Annotated in this window: 17 protein-coding genes; 10 read left to right on the top strand and 7 right to left on the bottom strand. The window is 35.0% G+C overall.

Features of this window, described 5'->3' with window-relative positions; all coding sequences use genetic code 11:
- Window positions 1-71: 71 nt before the first annotated feature.
- The 4 genes from A6I66_RS15185 (at window position 72) to A6I66_RS15170 (ending at window position 3,369) form a co-directional block, all read left to right on the top strand.
- Window positions 72-629 carry a YeeE/YedE family protein gene (locus tag A6I66_RS15185; RefSeq protein WP_067151339.1) on the top strand — a complete coding sequence of 186 codons (558 nt, stop codon included), beginning with the start codon at window positions 72-74 and terminating at the stop codon, window positions 627-629.
- Between the two features lie 15 nt (window positions 630-644).
- Window positions 645-1,058 carry a DUF6691 family protein gene (locus A6I66_RS15180; RefSeq protein WP_067151335.1) on the top strand — a complete coding sequence of 138 codons (414 nt, stop codon included), beginning with the start codon at window positions 645-647 and terminating at the stop codon, window positions 1,056-1,058.
- A gap of 2 nt (window positions 1,059-1,060) precedes the next feature.
- Window positions 1,061-1,867 carry a sulfite exporter TauE/SafE family protein gene (locus A6I66_RS15175; protein WP_067151332.1) on the top strand — a complete coding sequence of 269 codons (807 nt, stop codon included), beginning with the start codon at window positions 1,061-1,063 and terminating at the stop codon, window positions 1,865-1,867.
- An 89-nt stretch (window positions 1,868-1,956) separates the two neighbouring features.
- Window positions 1,957-3,369 (top strand): MBL fold metallo-hydrolase, encoded by a 1,413-nt coding sequence (locus tag A6I66_RS15170; protein ID WP_067151329.1) that lies wholly within the window; start codon window positions 1,957-1,959, stop codon window positions 3,367-3,369.
- A 127-nt stretch (window positions 3,370-3,496) separates the two neighbouring features.
- Here the strand turns inward: A6I66_RS15170 and A6I66_RS15165 are convergent, their stop codons facing one another.
- Both A6I66_RS15165 and prmA read right to left on the bottom strand, forming a co-directional pair.
- Window positions 3,497-3,772: an ATP-dependent Clp protease adaptor ClpS gene (locus tag A6I66_RS15165; protein ID WP_067151326.1), complete on the bottom strand. Its 276-nt coding sequence runs from the start codon at window positions 3,770-3,772 to the stop codon at window positions 3,497-3,499.
- Between the two features lie 13 nt (window positions 3,773-3,785).
- Window positions 3,786-4,622 (bottom strand): 50S ribosomal protein L11 methyltransferase, encoded by an 837-nt coding sequence (gene prmA, locus A6I66_RS15160; protein WP_067151323.1) that lies wholly within the window; start codon window positions 4,620-4,622, stop codon window positions 3,786-3,788.
- 165 nt (window positions 4,623-4,787) lie between these two features.
- On the opposite strand from prmA, the gene A6I66_RS15155 reads away from it, so the two are divergent.
- Window positions 4,788-5,087 carry a nucleotidyltransferase family protein gene (locus A6I66_RS15155; RefSeq protein WP_067151321.1) on the top strand — a complete coding sequence of 100 codons (300 nt, stop codon included), beginning with the start codon at window positions 4,788-4,790 and terminating at the stop codon, window positions 5,085-5,087.
- Between the two features lie 31 nt (window positions 5,088-5,118).
- Window positions 5,119-5,430, top strand: coding sequence for a HepT-like ribonuclease domain-containing protein (locus tag A6I66_RS15150; RefSeq protein WP_245683466.1), 312 nt, complete (start codon window positions 5,119-5,121; stop codon window positions 5,428-5,430).
- A 325-nt stretch (window positions 5,431-5,755) separates the two neighbouring features.
- On the opposite strand, the gene tpiA is transcribed toward A6I66_RS15150, so the two are convergent.
- The 5 genes from tpiA to A6I66_RS15125 all read right to left on the bottom strand — a co-directional run bounded on the left by tpiA (window position 5,756) and on the right by A6I66_RS15125 (window position 9,863).
- Window positions 5,756-6,505, bottom strand: a complete 750-nt coding sequence (tpiA, locus tag A6I66_RS15145) for a triose-phosphate isomerase (protein WP_067151315.1) — start codon at window positions 6,503-6,505, stop codon at window positions 5,756-5,758.
- Window positions 6,506-6,539: 34 nt separating this feature from the next.
- Window positions 6,540-7,031, bottom strand: a complete 492-nt coding sequence (locus A6I66_RS15140) for a TlpA family protein disulfide reductase (RefSeq protein WP_067151312.1) — start codon at window positions 7,029-7,031, stop codon at window positions 6,540-6,542.
- Between the two features lie 73 nt (window positions 7,032-7,104).
- A complete protein-coding gene (locus A6I66_RS15135; protein ID WP_067151310.1) occupies window positions 7,105-8,181 on the bottom strand; it encodes an ABC transporter permease in 1,077 nt (358 codons plus the stop codon).
- Between the two features lie 41 nt (window positions 8,182-8,222).
- Window positions 8,223-9,317, bottom strand: coding sequence for a BT_3928 family protein (locus A6I66_RS15130; RefSeq protein WP_067151306.1), 1,095 nt, complete (start codon window positions 9,315-9,317; stop codon window positions 8,223-8,225).
- Window positions 9,318-9,863, bottom strand: coding sequence for a DUF1599 domain-containing protein (locus tag A6I66_RS15125; RefSeq protein ID WP_067151303.1), 546 nt, complete (start codon window positions 9,861-9,863; stop codon window positions 9,318-9,320).
- Window positions 9,864-9,967: 104 nt separating this feature from the next.
- Here A6I66_RS15125 and folP point away from each other — a divergent pair, with 104 nt between their 5' ends.
- The 4 genes from folP (at window position 9,968) to A6I66_RS15105 (ending at window position 13,681) form a co-directional block, all read left to right on the top strand.
- Window positions 9,968-10,792 (top strand): dihydropteroate synthase, encoded by an 825-nt coding sequence (folP, locus tag A6I66_RS15120; protein ID WP_067151300.1) that lies wholly within the window; start codon window positions 9,968-9,970, stop codon window positions 10,790-10,792.
- A 6-nt stretch (window positions 10,793-10,798) separates the two neighbouring features.
- Window positions 10,799-11,458, top strand: a complete 660-nt coding sequence (locus tag A6I66_RS15115; RefSeq protein WP_157614243.1) for a hypothetical protein — start codon at window positions 10,799-10,801, stop codon at window positions 11,456-11,458.
- 38 nt (window positions 11,459-11,496) lie between these two features.
- Window positions 11,497-12,282: a diadenylate cyclase CdaA gene (cdaA, locus tag A6I66_RS15110; protein WP_067151295.1), complete on the top strand. Its 786-nt coding sequence runs from the start codon at window positions 11,497-11,499 to the stop codon at window positions 12,280-12,282.
- 112 nt (window positions 12,283-12,394) lie between these two features.
- Complete coding sequence (locus A6I66_RS15105) at window positions 12,395-13,681, top strand: sulfatase-like hydrolase/transferase (RefSeq protein ID WP_067151292.1); 1,287 nt, start codon at window positions 12,395-12,397, stop codon at window positions 13,679-13,681.
- The last annotated feature ends 118 nt before the right edge of the window (window positions 13,682-13,799 follow it).

Genomic DNA, 13,799 nt, shown 5'->3' with positions numbered 1-13,799 from the left:
TCCCTGCTTAGGTAACATTTATCACAAAGTTTGTATGATCTGCACCATACTTTTGTGGTAAAATTAATAGCATGGAACATATTTTAAACCCGTGGCCTTGGTATATTTCTGGCCCACTTATCGCCATCGTTATGGCGCTACTACTCTACTTCGGTAAAACATTTGGTATGTCTTCGAACTTAAGAACCATGTGTGCCATTGGTGGAGCAGGTAAATTCTCAGATTTTTTCAATTTTAAATGGAAAGACCAACTGTGGAACCTCACGGTTGTACTTGGTGCCATAATTGGTGGCTACATCGCCGTTACTTATTTATCTAATGATAGCGGAACAGCATTAAATCCCACTACAGTTGTAGAACTTCAACATATGGGTTTTGAAACTCCTGGAAACACATTAGTACCTAATGAAATATTTAGTTTAGAGGCTCTGGCTACTCCAAAAAACATTATTCTTTTAATTGTTGGTGGCCTTTTAGTAGGTTTTGGAACACGCTATGCCGGTGGTTGTACTTCTGGCCATGCTATTACAGGCTTAAGTAGCTTACAAAAGCCTTCACTAATTGCTGTGATTGGTTTCTTTATCGGTGGCCTTATTATGGCTAATCTCATTTTACCACTCTTATTTTAAAATTAAACGAAACACATGAAATTTATAAAATTCTTACTCGTAGGTATCTTCTTTGGTATTGTTTTAGTTAAATCGGAAGCAGTTTCTTGGTACCGCATTTACGAAATGTTCCGTTTTCAATCCTTTCACATGTATGGCATTATAGGAACAGCTATTGCTGTTGGTGTATTGTTTTTACAAATATCAAAACGTGGCCATATTAAAACCATGCAAGGGGCCGACTTATATGTTCCAAAAAAGGAAAATGGTTTTGCCCGATACATCATCGGCGGTACTATTTTCGGACTTGGCTGGGCCCTTATAGGTGCTTGTCCTGGTCCGATGTACATTCTTTTAGGTACGGGGGTTTGGAGTATGCTTATTGTTATTGCAGCCGCTCTTTTAGGGACATTCATCTATGGTTTATTAAAAAATAAACTGCCGCATTAAATATGGACAGCATCCACATTATAGGTTATTTTGGCGCTCTAATTGTAGGTCTTGTTTTGGGTTTAATTGGTGGTGGAGGTTCCATACTTACGGTACCATTACTTGTTTACCTTCTTGGGTATAACCCGGTTGTGGCTACGGCCTATTCGCTTTTTGTTGTTGGAATTTCATCGTTAGTTGGTACCTATCATAAATACAAAAAAGGATTGGTAGATTTTGAAATAGGTTTAGCCTTTTCATTTCCATCATTTATGGCGGTTTATCTCTCTAGACGCTTTTTAGTTCCTAGCATTCCAGACATCCTTTTAACCGTTGGTAGTTTGCAGCTTACTAAAGACATAACCATCATGGTCTTTTTCGCTTTCATCATGCTTTTTGCCGCAATTTCCATGATAAAAAAGAAGAAGAATGTAACACCTACAACAGGAAAGCAAGCCTATTACAAAACCTTTATTCAGGGCATCACTATAGGCGTGATTACAGGCTTAATTGGTGCTGGTGGCGGATTTTTATACGTTCCCGCTTTAGTACTTTGGGCCAATATTCCTATGAAAAAAGCCGTAGGCACCTCATTAATTATTGTAACGATTAATTCATTAATAGGTTTTTTAGGAGATATTCAAACATTAGACATTGAATGGGTTTTCCTTTTAACCTTTACAGCCATTTCTGTGTTAGGTATTTTAGTAGGTGGAGCTTTTTCAAAATACGTAAGCGCTAAAAAGTTAAAACAAAGCTTTGGTGTTTTTGTATTGATTATGGCAACATTTATTATATATAGAGAACTATTGGAACTTCATGTTATATAAGTTACAAAGTAATCGTCAAGGGGTTTATACTTTTGAATAAATAAAACAATAAGGTTTCCTTTTTCAAGGAAATAAAAAAATATAAGATTATGAAAATTGAACAAATATATACCGGTTGTTTAGCGCAAGGCGCGTATTATATCGAATCTGAAGGTGAAGTAGCCATAATCGATCCGCTACGTGAAACCCAGCAGTATGTGGATAAAGCTGAAGCCGAAAATGCCACCATTAAGTATATTTTTGAAACGCATTTTCACGCCGATTTTGTATCCGGACATATCGATTTGGCTAAAAAAACAGGCGCAACCATCGTTTTTGGTCCTGGTGCTAAAACCGATTACGACATCTATGCAGCAAAAGACAATGAAGTTTTTAAGCTTGGAAATATTTCCATAAAAGTACTACACACCCCGGGACACACCTTAGAGTCTTCAACCTTTTTACTATTAGATGAAAACGGTAAAGAACACGCTATTTTCTCGGGAGACACCTTATTTTTGGGTGATGTAGGCCGACCTGATTTAGCGATTAAATCGGATTTAACTAAAGAAGATTTAGCTGGGATGCTTTTTGATTCTTTAAGAAACAAAATTATGACATTACCAGATGACACCATTGTTTACCCTGCTCATGGCGCTGGTTCGGCATGTGGAAAAAATCTAAGTAAAGAAACCGTAGGTGTTTTAGGCGAACAAAAAAAGACAAACTATGCCTTAAGAGCCGATATGACTAAAGCTGAATTTGTAAAAGAAGTGTTAGACGGGATTGCTCCGCCACCACAGTATTTTGCAAAAAATGCCATGATGAATAAATCGGGATACCATGAATTTGAAACGGTTTTAGAAAGAGGAAACACCCCTTTAACACCAGAAGCATTTGAACATTTAGCAAACGAAGAAGGCGCTTTGGTTTTAGATGTAAGGCATGAAACTGAATTTGTAAAGGCACACATTCCGAATTCTATATTTATTGGTATTCATGGCGGATTTGCCCCTTGGGTTGGCGCTTTGATAACCGATTTAAAGCAACCTATTTTATTAATTACCCCAGAAGGTAAAGAAGAAGAAACCGTGACGCGTTTATCGCGCGTTGGTTACGACCATACTTTAGGGTATTTAGAAGGCGGCATTGAAGCTTGGAAACAAGCAGGAAAAGATGTTGAATCGATCACATCAATAAACGTGGATGAATTTTCGAGTCGATTTAAAAGTGACTCTATTCAGGTTTTAGATGTTCGTAAAGATGGTGAATATAAATCGCAACACTTAGAAGGTAATAATATTAAACATTTTCCTTTAGATTATATTAATGATAATATGTCGGCTATTGATAAAAACCAAGAATACTACGTGCATTGTGCCGGTGGTTACCGCTCGGTAATCGCAGCATCTATTTTAAAAGCTAGAGGTTTTAACAAATTAATTGATATTGCTGGTGGTTTTGGAGCCATCAAAAACTCCGATTTACCAACAACTAATTTTGTTTGTCCGTCAACTTTATAATGTGAATAACACGATACTTTAAATAAAAAAAGCCAAGATTTAACCGTTGTCAAATCTTGGCTTTTTTATTTCATTCTATTTCTCAGAGATATCCTACTGAATAAATTTTAATTCGTGTTACTGAAAACTACACGATTTCAGCACTTAAACCAGCTTCTAAAAGCATGGTACAGCGAGGTTTTAAATCGTCGTAATCACCTGTTTTTACGGTACATTTTCCGTTATAATGCACTATTAAGGAACATTGTTCTGCTTGCTCTGCCGTATGATCACAGGCGTAGATTAGCGTTTCTATAACATGATCGAAGGTATTTACATCATCATTATACACTACTATTTCATTTTGAGTTGAAACCGCTTCCTCGAGCAGTACCTCTTCGGATGTTTTTTCTTTAATACTCATCTTTTTTTTATTACTAATTTATAAATTTTAAAGCGACCCAATTGTTTCTCTCTAATTTCTCTTGAAATTTTAACTGAAGGGCTTCACAAGCTTCTTGAATAACCGGAATATCATCATTATAGAAACCGCTTAAAAACAAGGTACCGTTAACATTTAGGCAAGACACATAGGTTTTCATGTCTTGTAATAAGATATTTCGGTTGATGTTGGCAATAATAACGTCGTAATTTTTTCCCTCAAGCACGGAAGCATCTCCTTCAATAACGGTGATATGTTCGCAATTATTACGCTCTACATTCTCCAAACTATTCAAATAACACCAGTTGTCATAATCGACAGCATCAATAGGTTGAGCCCCTTTCATCTCGGCGAGAATTGCCAAAACTCCAGTTCCGCAGCCCATATCTAAAACCGATTTACCTGAAAAATCATTTTTTAAAATATGCTGAATCATCATGTGGGTCGTTTCATGATGTCCGGTTCCGAAACTCATTTTAGGTTCGATAACAATATCGTATTCGGTATCGAATTTCTCATGAAAAGGCGCTCGTACCGCACAAACATCATCAACTACAATAGGATTGAAATTCTTTTCCCATTCGGCATTCCAATTGGTTTGCTCTATTTCGTTGAATTCGTATGAAATTTCAAATTCATCGGATTTCAAAATCTGAATATCATCTAAAATATTGGCATGCCATTCTTCCTTTTGAATGTAGGCTGTAGTCCCTTGCTCGGTTTCTACAAAACTTTCAAAACCAGCATAGCCCAATTCTGCAATTAAAATCTCAACACCTGGTTGTAAAGGGGTTACCTTAAATTCGTACCCGATATAAATGATATTCGACATAGTTATTTTTTTCGGACTACAAAGATAGAAGTAAATGTCGAAATTATACGAATTGTTCTCATAAAGAGTTCTTAAACTTAACGGAAGTTTAATTTGATATTGTTTCGATGACTTTCATATTGACAAAAATTGTGAACTTAAAATTAAATGGCTTAAATTTGAGATATGATTATAACTGAACAAAATAAGAATTTAATAAATTCAATCTGCGAAGCGCATCTCGTAGAAAAGCTTTATTTATTTGGTTCAGCTACTGGAAATCATTTCTCAAAAAATAGTGACATAGATTTTTTAGTAAAGTTTCAAAAAATCGATTTAGAAAAATATTTTGATAACTATCTATCACTAAAAGAAAAACTTAAAAAAATTTTCCAAAGAGAAGTTGACCTCATTGAAGAACAGACTCTTAAAAACCCTATCCTTATAAAATCCATAGAAAAAAACAAAGAATTAGTATATGGATGAAAGGGTTTTAAAATGGCTTTTTGATATAAAAATGGCAATCGAAGAGATTGACCTTTATTTCGAAAAGACAGATAAAGATTTCGATGAATACCGAAAGAACACCATGCTTAAAAGAGCTGTTGAGCGTGATTTAGAGATTATAGGAGAAGCTGTTAACCGGATTATTAAAAGAGATGCTTCCTTTATAAATACCATCTCCAATGCTAAAGCTATTATTGGATTAAGAAACCAAGTGATTCACGCCTACGACAACATATCTGATGAAAATATTTGGTCCATTCTTATAAATCACCTTCCAAAATTAAAATCTGATATAGATAAACTTATTACGGATAATAAATAACGAAACGCCAGTAATACCCATAAGTAAATTCTGGTTCACGTCTACACTCGATACCAACTACGTTACTTAATTTTATTAGCCGTTCCATTCACATTACTCAGTCTTGCAACATTTTTCCACAAGTTATATCTAAGATGAGATTCTGAATCAAGTTCAGAATGACGAAATACACGTGGTACTGCGTTAGCGATTGAAGTGGCATCCTTTTTTGACCTTAGGAAAAAAAGATATAACGTAAAGCGCGACCCCGATTTTTCATCGGGGTAACGCCCAAAATATTAAAAGCTATTTCCGAATTAACGAAAATGATCTAAGTTGTTAGGAATTAAAACGCATTAACGATGGCGAAAAAATCTTCGGCATTAAGTGAAGCACCCCCAATTAAACCACCATCTACATCTGGCTTAGAGAAAATCTCCTCAGCGTTGTTTGGTTTTACACTACCACCATAAAGTATGGAAACCATTTCTGCAACATCATTCCCATATTGATCCGATAATGTTTTTCTTATGAAGGCATGCATGTCTTGTGCTTGTTCGGCAGTAGCCGTTTCTCCTGTTCCTATGGCCCAAACTGGCTCATAGGCTAAAACAATATTCTGAAAATCGGCTGCAGTAAGGTGGAATAAAGCATTCTTAATTTGACTGCCAACTACGGCCTCTTCTTTTCCTGCTTTTCTATCAGCTAACTCTTCACCGAAACAAAAAATGATACGCATACCTTTAGAAAGGGCCATATCTACCTTTTTGGCTAAGGTTTCATCGGTTTCATTAAAGTACTCACGACGCTCACTATGGCCTAATATCACGGTATTGATGCCGATACTTTTTAGCATGCTTGCACTAACTTCGCCTGTATAGGCACCGTTTTCAGCGAAATGCATGTTTTGAGCTACAACTTCTATACCTGTACCTTTAGTACTGTTATAAGCATGCCATAAATTGGTTGCTGCTGGTGCAATCATAACTTCGGCATCGGTAGTTTTCGCCTGTTTAGATAAGCTTGTTATTAGCGTTTCGGTTTGCGCTAAATCGTTGTTCATTTTCCAGTTTCCTGCTACAATTTGTTTTCTCATGGTAGTATGTCCCTTGTTTTTTCAAGGTTTTTATTTAGTTATTTAATATGTGTTCAATCCTTTTATCGTCGGCTTCAACTGCCTTGAATAACTTAATATTTCCTTCGGCATCAACCACCATATATCGTGGTATCCAATCGATATTTACAAAATCTCCAAACGGACTTTTCTTTCCATTTTCCAGGTAGTAGTGCTCCCCCTCGACTTCATATTTTTTAATGCCATGTTTCCATGCATCAATCTTCCTATCTAAAGATAAAAATACATAGGCCACATCGGGGTGGTTTTCCTGCAATGCTTTCACTTTAGGCATGCCTTTAATACAATCGCTACACCATGATGCCCAAACGTCTATAACGATATCTTTGCCTTTATGAGCACTTAATATGTCTTTAAAAACCGTTTTCTCGCCATTCAAGCCTAAAAATACATCATTTAAGGCGTCTTCTGAAAATTTTGTTGGGGTTTGTGAGTTGCAAGAGGTTATACTGATTAAAACGACAAGTAAAGTGATTATTTTTTTCATTATTGAAGTATGTTATTTGTTAAATGAATCGGTCTCGCTTTTGGCATCAACCTAACATTAAGAATGCGCTTTATTATTCTAGCTTTACTTTAGGATCTAACCAAACATAAATAAGATCTACAAAAATATTAATAATGATAAAAAGTAAAGCAATGATAAGTACCGCCCCCATGATAACGGGTAAATCTAAAGTATTTAAGGCATTCACGATTTCTTTCCCTAAGCCGTTCCAACCAAAAATGTATTCTACAAAAACCGCTCCTGCCAGCATGGAAGCAAACCATCCCGAAATGGCAGTAACTACAGGATTTAAAGCGTTTTTTATGGCATGTTTTCTTATAATTTGAAACTCACTTAAACCTTTCGCTCTCGCGGTTCTGATATAATCCTGATTAAAAACTTCCAATAAGGAATTACGCATAAGCTGAATAACCACTGCCAAAGGTCTTATCCCTAAAACGATGGCTGGAAGAATTAAGTTTTTCCATCTGATATGCATGCCTTCGCCAAAATCGTCTAACTCGTACAAGCTCCCCGTCATTTCTAAATGGGTATACTCATGTAATACAAATCCGAATAACCAAGCAAACAAAATGGCGCTAAAAAATGAAGGGACACTCATCCCAAAAGTACTTATAATTTGAATGCATTTGTCGAGCCAAGTATCTTTGTTTAAAGCAGAAACAACGCCTAAAAACACCCCTAAAAGCATGGCAATAACAATAGCCGTAATGGCTAAAACGAAGGTATTAGGTAAAGTTTCGCTTAGCACCTGACTCACCAATTTCCCTTGTTTGGTAAAAGACTCTCGTAAATAGGGTAGTTTTAAAACAACGGTTTTGTTTCCTAAAGAAAACAAACGGTTTTCATGATATTTCCCTGGCTTTAAATAGGTGTAATCGTCCTCCGAATTGGAGTGTATGGAAATGGGAGATAAATCGTTTAAATAATATAGGTATTGTGTTGTGGTCGATTTATCGAAGCCATATTTCTGCTTTATTAATTGGAGTTGCTCGCTGTCTTCATTTTGCCCCAACATCATTTGAGCAGGATCACCAGGAAGCACATTAAATAAAAAGAATATGACCGTAACCACCCCAAAGAGTGTGAGTAAAGCATATCCTATTTTATTTAACAAATATCCTATCAAGCAGTTATCAATTTATTTTTTTAATGATCATCTCTTCAGATTTAAAGCTTTAATTCTTCGATGTCATTCCAATGTACTTTTTGCATCACGGTACCCTTATCGAGTTCTAACACCCCTGGATTAGAACGAACCACCGTTTTTAAAGCTTTTTCATCACATAAATAAAACTCAAAATCGATATTATATGTTTCTTTAATGCGTTGTTTAGCGTCTTCTCCAGAAGCGGTTAACCCAATAATTTTATAGCCTTTTTTTCGGGCTTCATCTTGAAGACCTTTTAACTTCAATGCTCCATTTTTTTCAATATTCTCCAAGCTATAAGAAACTACTACAATGAGTTTTTCCTCAGCTAAAAATTGTGCTGTGAGATCTTCTTCCTCACTTTCGATAGAGAAATCGTAAATGGGTGGTTGGTATCCTTCCTGAATCACCTTAGTTTCAACACCAACAAAATCGCCATCTACCGACGGATAAGAACCATTTGTTTTTATCGTTTTTTCCTCGCCATTTACATTAAAGGTCCAGCTGTATTCTTGTATTGGTTTAGGTGCGTCTTCTGGAACAGACATCCCTTCTGAAATATTGGCTCCAATTTTATAGGCTCTAAAATCGACGGCAGGTAAATGTTCTAAAACATGAAAACCAAACCATAAGCTTAAAATAAAACTCAATAAAGCGAAAATGGTGGTTTGTAGTTTTCCAAAAACAGGGTGAATGTATTTTACGCCTACAAATAATATTAATATAAAAACCAGAAGTATAACATCCTTGGTGAAGCTTTCCCATGGGGTTAGTTTAAGGGCATCGCCGAAGCAGCCACAATCCTTTACTTTATCGAAATAAGCCGAATAGAAAGTTAAAAAAGTAAAAAACACAATCATTAACAGCAAGCTCCAAACCGTAAATTTAGGCTTATACCCTATTAATAAGAATACGCCCAATACAACTTCGAAAACCACTACTAGCACAGAAATCCCTAAAGCATATGGGATTAGAAATTCCATATTTAGTACATCGGCACTAAAATATTCTTGTAATTTATAAGAAAATCCTAAGGGGTCGTTCAGCTTAATTAAACCTGAAATTATAAATAATACACCTACAAAAATTCTAGAAATGGCTACTAATACTCTCATCTATTTTTTACCTGCATTTAAGTGAATCATAGCGAAAATCGCGTAATTAATCATATCTTGATAATTCGCATCAATACCTTCACTTACAATAGTTTTTCCTTGATTATCTTCAATTTGTTTCACGCGTAGTAACTTTTGCAATATTAAATCGGTTAAGCTACTCACCCGCATATCACGCCAAGCTTCGCCATAATCGTGATTTTTGTCCTCCATCAGTTTTTTAGTTGCAGCGGCCATTTTTGTGTATAGATCTATAGCTTCATCATGCGACAAATCGGGTTGTTCTACAACGCCCTTTTCTATCTGAATTAATGCCATAATACTATAGTTTATAATCCCTATAAACTCACTTTCTTGACCCTCATTTACTTTTTGAACGTCATTTTCTTGTAAGCCACGAATACGTTGGGCTTTAATAAAAATTTGATCGGTTAATGATGGTAGTCTCAAGATTCTCCAGGCACAGCCATAATCGCTCATTTTCTTTGTGAATAAACTTTTACAGATATCTATGACAGCGTCGTATTGTTTTGAAGTATCTTGCATAAATAAATTGAATTTTGCGTAAATTTCGCATAAATTATTAGAATGTTCAAAGGTTTAAGGCTTAATCTTCGATTTATATTCCTAGACCTCACAAAACCACATCAATGACTATAAATTGCAAAGGACAACTCATCGATTTATCTACCCCAAAAGTCATGGGGATATTGAATGTAACACCAGACTCATTTTATGATGGTGGTGCTCATAAAAATGAAAAAGAAGTACTTTTAGCCGTAGACAAAATGCTGAAAGAAGGTGCTACTTTTATCGATGTTGGTGCTTATAGCTCCCGCCCCAACGCTGATGATGTGAGCGAAACTGAAGAATTGAATCGTATTGTCCCAATTGTAAAATCGCTTGTAAAAAACTTTCCTGATATACTACTTTCCATAGATACCTTTAGAAGTGAGGTTGCTAAGCAATGTACACACGCTGGAGCTGCCCTGATTAACGATATTTCAGCTGGAAAATTAGATAGTAATATGTTAGATACTGTTGCTAAATTAAAAGTACCCTACATTATGATGCATATGCGAGGCACACCAAAAACCATGCAACAGCAAACCGATTATAACGATATTACAAAAGATGTTTTATTCTATTTTTCAGAACGTTTAGCCGCTGCTAAAGCGCTTGGGATTATTGATGTGATTGTAGATCCTGGCTTCGGATTTGCTAAAAATTTAGAGCAGAATTATGAACTTCTCAACAAACTGGAACTTCTAAAAATGACTGATAAACCGATGCTTATCGGACTCTCAAGAAAATCCATGATTTACAAAAAACTTCAAACTGATGCCCAAAATGCTCTAAACGGCACTTCGGTATTAAACACAATAGCCTTACAAAAAGGTGCTTCTATTTTAAGAGTTCACGATGTTAGAGAAGCTGTAGAATGTATAACATTGGTTGATGCCCTAAATTCATAATAAACCATGAAACTGAATTTTGTATTCCTTTGTCTGTTGGTTTTATGTTCCTGCGGAAATGAAAAAGTACTAGAATTACCAGAGATAAATCATTCTGAAATTTCTGAAATTAATGATGTATCACCCGGCTATTTGTTTTACGATGAAACCCAAACGGATAGTATAGAACTAAATAGAAAAAACTTAATTGTATCAACCAACTGGCTTATTAATGTCGACAAACGATTAAGCTTAAAACAGGTTATTCCGAAGATTAAATTCCTTCAGGATAAAAAAAACAATTCTAGTCATAAAAACGAAAACGCCAGAAACTATTATACTTGTCATGATTTAAGTAGAAAAAACTTAGGATTTATCGACTTTACAGACGTGGTTTATACAAATGAAGATAGCATTTCAAATACTACAAAGCATCCAATTATAGTGCGGTTTGACAACAACGACAAAATAACGCTTGATCAAAAAGACAAAGACGTTCCAACTATCAATACTAATGCAGACAACCTATTTTCGGACTTGAATAAAATTTATACGACCGGCAGCACCATAACCTTAGGTTTTCATGAAGATTTAAGTTTTCAGGACTATATTGATTACAAAACCTTGTTTCAAAACAAAAAAACTACACCTCTAAAATTCTCGAAAAAAGAGTTTCTTTACAATTAATCATATTTCATTACATTTACCAAAAACCCCAACAATCATTGGAAATTTTTAAAGACATTTTAAATTTTACGGTAGTTGATATTATCGATGTTATTCTTGTGGCTTTACTCCTTTACTACTTATACCGTTTAGTAAAAGGTACCGTAGCCATTAATATTTTCATTGGAATTATTATTATTTATGGGGCGTGGCGATTAACCGATTTCCTAAACATGGAACTCCTTTCTAGCATTTTTGGAGGTTTTATGAAGGTGGGTATTATTGCATTAATTGTTGTTTTTCAACCTGAAATTAGGAAGTTCCTACTCATGGTCGGCTCAACCAATTTTGGTCGCCGTGGTAAATTATTTAAGCAACTCAATTTTCTTAAAACAGAAAATAGCAACGAAACCGATGTGGATGCCATCATTTCGGCATGTAATAAAATGGCACAATCTAAAACCGGTGCTTTAATTGTTTTTGAACGTAACAACAACCTAGATTTTTTATCGGAATCGGGTGACGAAATGAATATTAAAGTCACTCAACCCATTATAGAAAGTATTTTCTTTAAGAATAGTCCCCTGCACGATGGCGCGATAATCATAAACCACAACACGGTAAAAGCCACCCGTGTTATCCTTCCTGTAAATAACGAAAAAAACATCCCGAAACGTTTTGGTTTACGTCACAGAGCTGGTATCGGAGTTTCTGAAAAAACCGACGCTCTAGCCCTTGTTGTTAGTGAAGAAACCGGACACATCTCTTGTTTTAAAGATGGAGAATTTGTGGTTTACAGTGATCTGAATGAACTAAAACAAATTATTAAAAGTGATTTGGTTTAGAAACGATTTTGGGACCCCAAAACAATAAACACCTACAAAACAACAAGTTACACCTGTTTTAATTGTTGATCCAGAGAACGTTGGCAAAAATTCTAATTCACCCCATACATTAATGCAAAAAACATTCTACATTTTATTATCCATTTTATTATCCATTTTATTCTTTAGTTGTAAAATAAATCATAAAAAAACACCTGATAAAGCACCAAACATATTATTTATAATAGCAGATGATATGGGGAAAGACGCATTATCTGGATATACGGAAGGAACTATAAAACCTCATACACCAAATTTAGATGCTATTAGAAAAGCTGGTTTAAGTTTTAATAATTTCTGGACATATCCAACTTGCTCACCTACAAGAGCATCAATGATTACGGGTAAATATGGCTATCGAACAAACGTAAGATGGGCGAATCAAAAATTGAGTGAAAATGAAATTTTATTACAAAAATACATTAACAAAAACACTAATAATTCATATGCCACCGCTGTAGTTGGCAAATGGCATTTATCGGGTTACGATACAACTATTAATCCTGAAACCTTTGGCATTGACTATTATGCAGGAATATTTAAAGGTTCTGTAAAAGATTATTATAATTGGCCATTATCAGAAAAAGGAAAACCAACAATATCCACAGAATATACTACCAAAAAATTTACAGATTTAGCGTTCAATTGGATTAAAAAACAAGAAAAACCTTGGTTTATGTGGTTAGCATATAATGCTCCACATACTCCTTTTCATACTCCTCCTTTAAAAATGCACAGTCAGGGAAATTTACCGGCTTATACGAAAGATGTAGATCCAACCCCTTATTTTATGGCGTCTATTGAAGCAATGGATTTTCAAATAGGAAAACTTTTAAATGTCCTGTCAAAAGAAGACAGGGAAAATACTATTATTATTTTTATGGGTGATAACGGCACAGAACCAATAGTGACTCAGGATCCATACAATAAAAATCAAGTAAAAAGAAGTATATATCAAGGCGGAATTAATATGCCTTTATTTGTATCTGGTAAGGGAGTTGAAAGAAAAGGGATAGACAACAATTTAATAACCAGTACCGATCTATTTGCAACAATAGCCGAAATAGCAGGTGTAGAAATTGATGAAATAAATGATAGTAAAAGCTTTAAGTCACTTTTGTCCGAAAATAAATTAATAAGAAAGTATCAGTATTCTGAAATGAAGAATGAAAAAAATGATGCTTGGACAATTAGCAATGGTACATACAAATTATTAGTGTTTACTAATGAAAAGGAGGAAATGTACAACTTAATTAATGATCCATACGAAAAAAACAATATACTGAATTCGACACTAAGCACTACTGAAAAAAAATATAAAGAAGCATTAGAAATCGAATTGGCAAGGATAAGAAAATAACTATTGACAACATGGTAAATAATTCATTGCTCGTTATAGCCTAATTGTGTAAGTCCTCACGGACTTTCAACCTGTGATTTATTTGTTAACTTTAGACCAGAAACCAACCCACAAGTCA

This window comes from Pseudotamlana agarivorans, assembly GCF_001642835.1.
Lineage (GTDB): Bacteria > Bacteroidota > Bacteroidia > Flavobacteriales > Flavobacteriaceae > Pseudotamlana > Pseudotamlana agarivorans.
The sequence above is the reverse complement of the archived record's forward strand: the minus strand, read 5'-3'. Positions and strand labels throughout refer to the sequence as shown.

Coding starts and splice junctions, on each gene's coding strand:
- A6I66_RS15185 (WP_067151339.1), top strand. CDS start 72: ATGGAACATATTTTAAACCCGTGGCCTTGGTATATTTCTGGCCCACTT.
- A6I66_RS15180 (WP_067151335.1), top strand. CDS start 645: ATGAAATTTATAAAATTCTTACTCGTAGGTATCTTCTTTGGTATTGTT.
- A6I66_RS15175 (WP_067151332.1), top strand. CDS start 1,061: ATGGACAGCATCCACATTATAGGTTATTTTGGCGCTCTAATTGTAGGT.
- A6I66_RS15170 (WP_067151329.1), top strand. CDS start 1,957: ATGAAAATTGAACAAATATATACCGGTTGTTTAGCGCAAGGCGCGTAT.
- A6I66_RS15165 (WP_067151326.1), bottom strand. CDS start 3,772: ATGAGTATTAAAGAAAAAACATCCGAAGAGGTACTGCTCGAGGAAGCG.
- prmA (WP_067151323.1), bottom strand. CDS start 4,622: ATGTCGAATATCATTTATATCGGGTACGAATTTAAGGTAACCCCTTTA.
- A6I66_RS15155 (WP_067151321.1), top strand. CDS start 4,788: ATGATTATAACTGAACAAAATAAGAATTTAATAAATTCAATCTGCGAA.
- A6I66_RS15150 (WP_245683466.1), top strand. CDS start 5,119: ATGGCAATCGAAGAGATTGACCTTTATTTCGAAAAGACAGATAAAGAT.
- tpiA (WP_067151315.1), bottom strand. CDS start 6,505: ATGAGAAAACAAATTGTAGCAGGAAACTGGAAAATGAACAACGATTTA.
- A6I66_RS15140 (WP_067151312.1), bottom strand. CDS start 7,031: ATGAAAAAAATAATCACTTTACTTGTCGTTTTAATCAGTATAACCTCT.
- A6I66_RS15130 (WP_067151306.1), bottom strand. CDS start 9,317: ATGAGAGTATTAGTAGCCATTTCTAGAATTTTTGTAGGTGTATTATTT.
- A6I66_RS15125 (WP_067151303.1), bottom strand. CDS start 9,863: ATGCAAGATACTTCAAAACAATACGACGCTGTCATAGATATCTGTAAA.
- folP (WP_067151300.1), top strand. CDS start 9,968: ATGACTATAAATTGCAAAGGACAACTCATCGATTTATCTACCCCAAAA.
- A6I66_RS15115 (WP_157614243.1), top strand. CDS start 10,799: ATGAAACTGAATTTTGTATTCCTTTGTCTGTTGGTTTTATGTTCCTGC.
- A6I66_RS15105 (WP_067151292.1), top strand. CDS start 12,395: ATGCAAAAAACATTCTACATTTTATTATCCATTTTATTATCCATTTTA.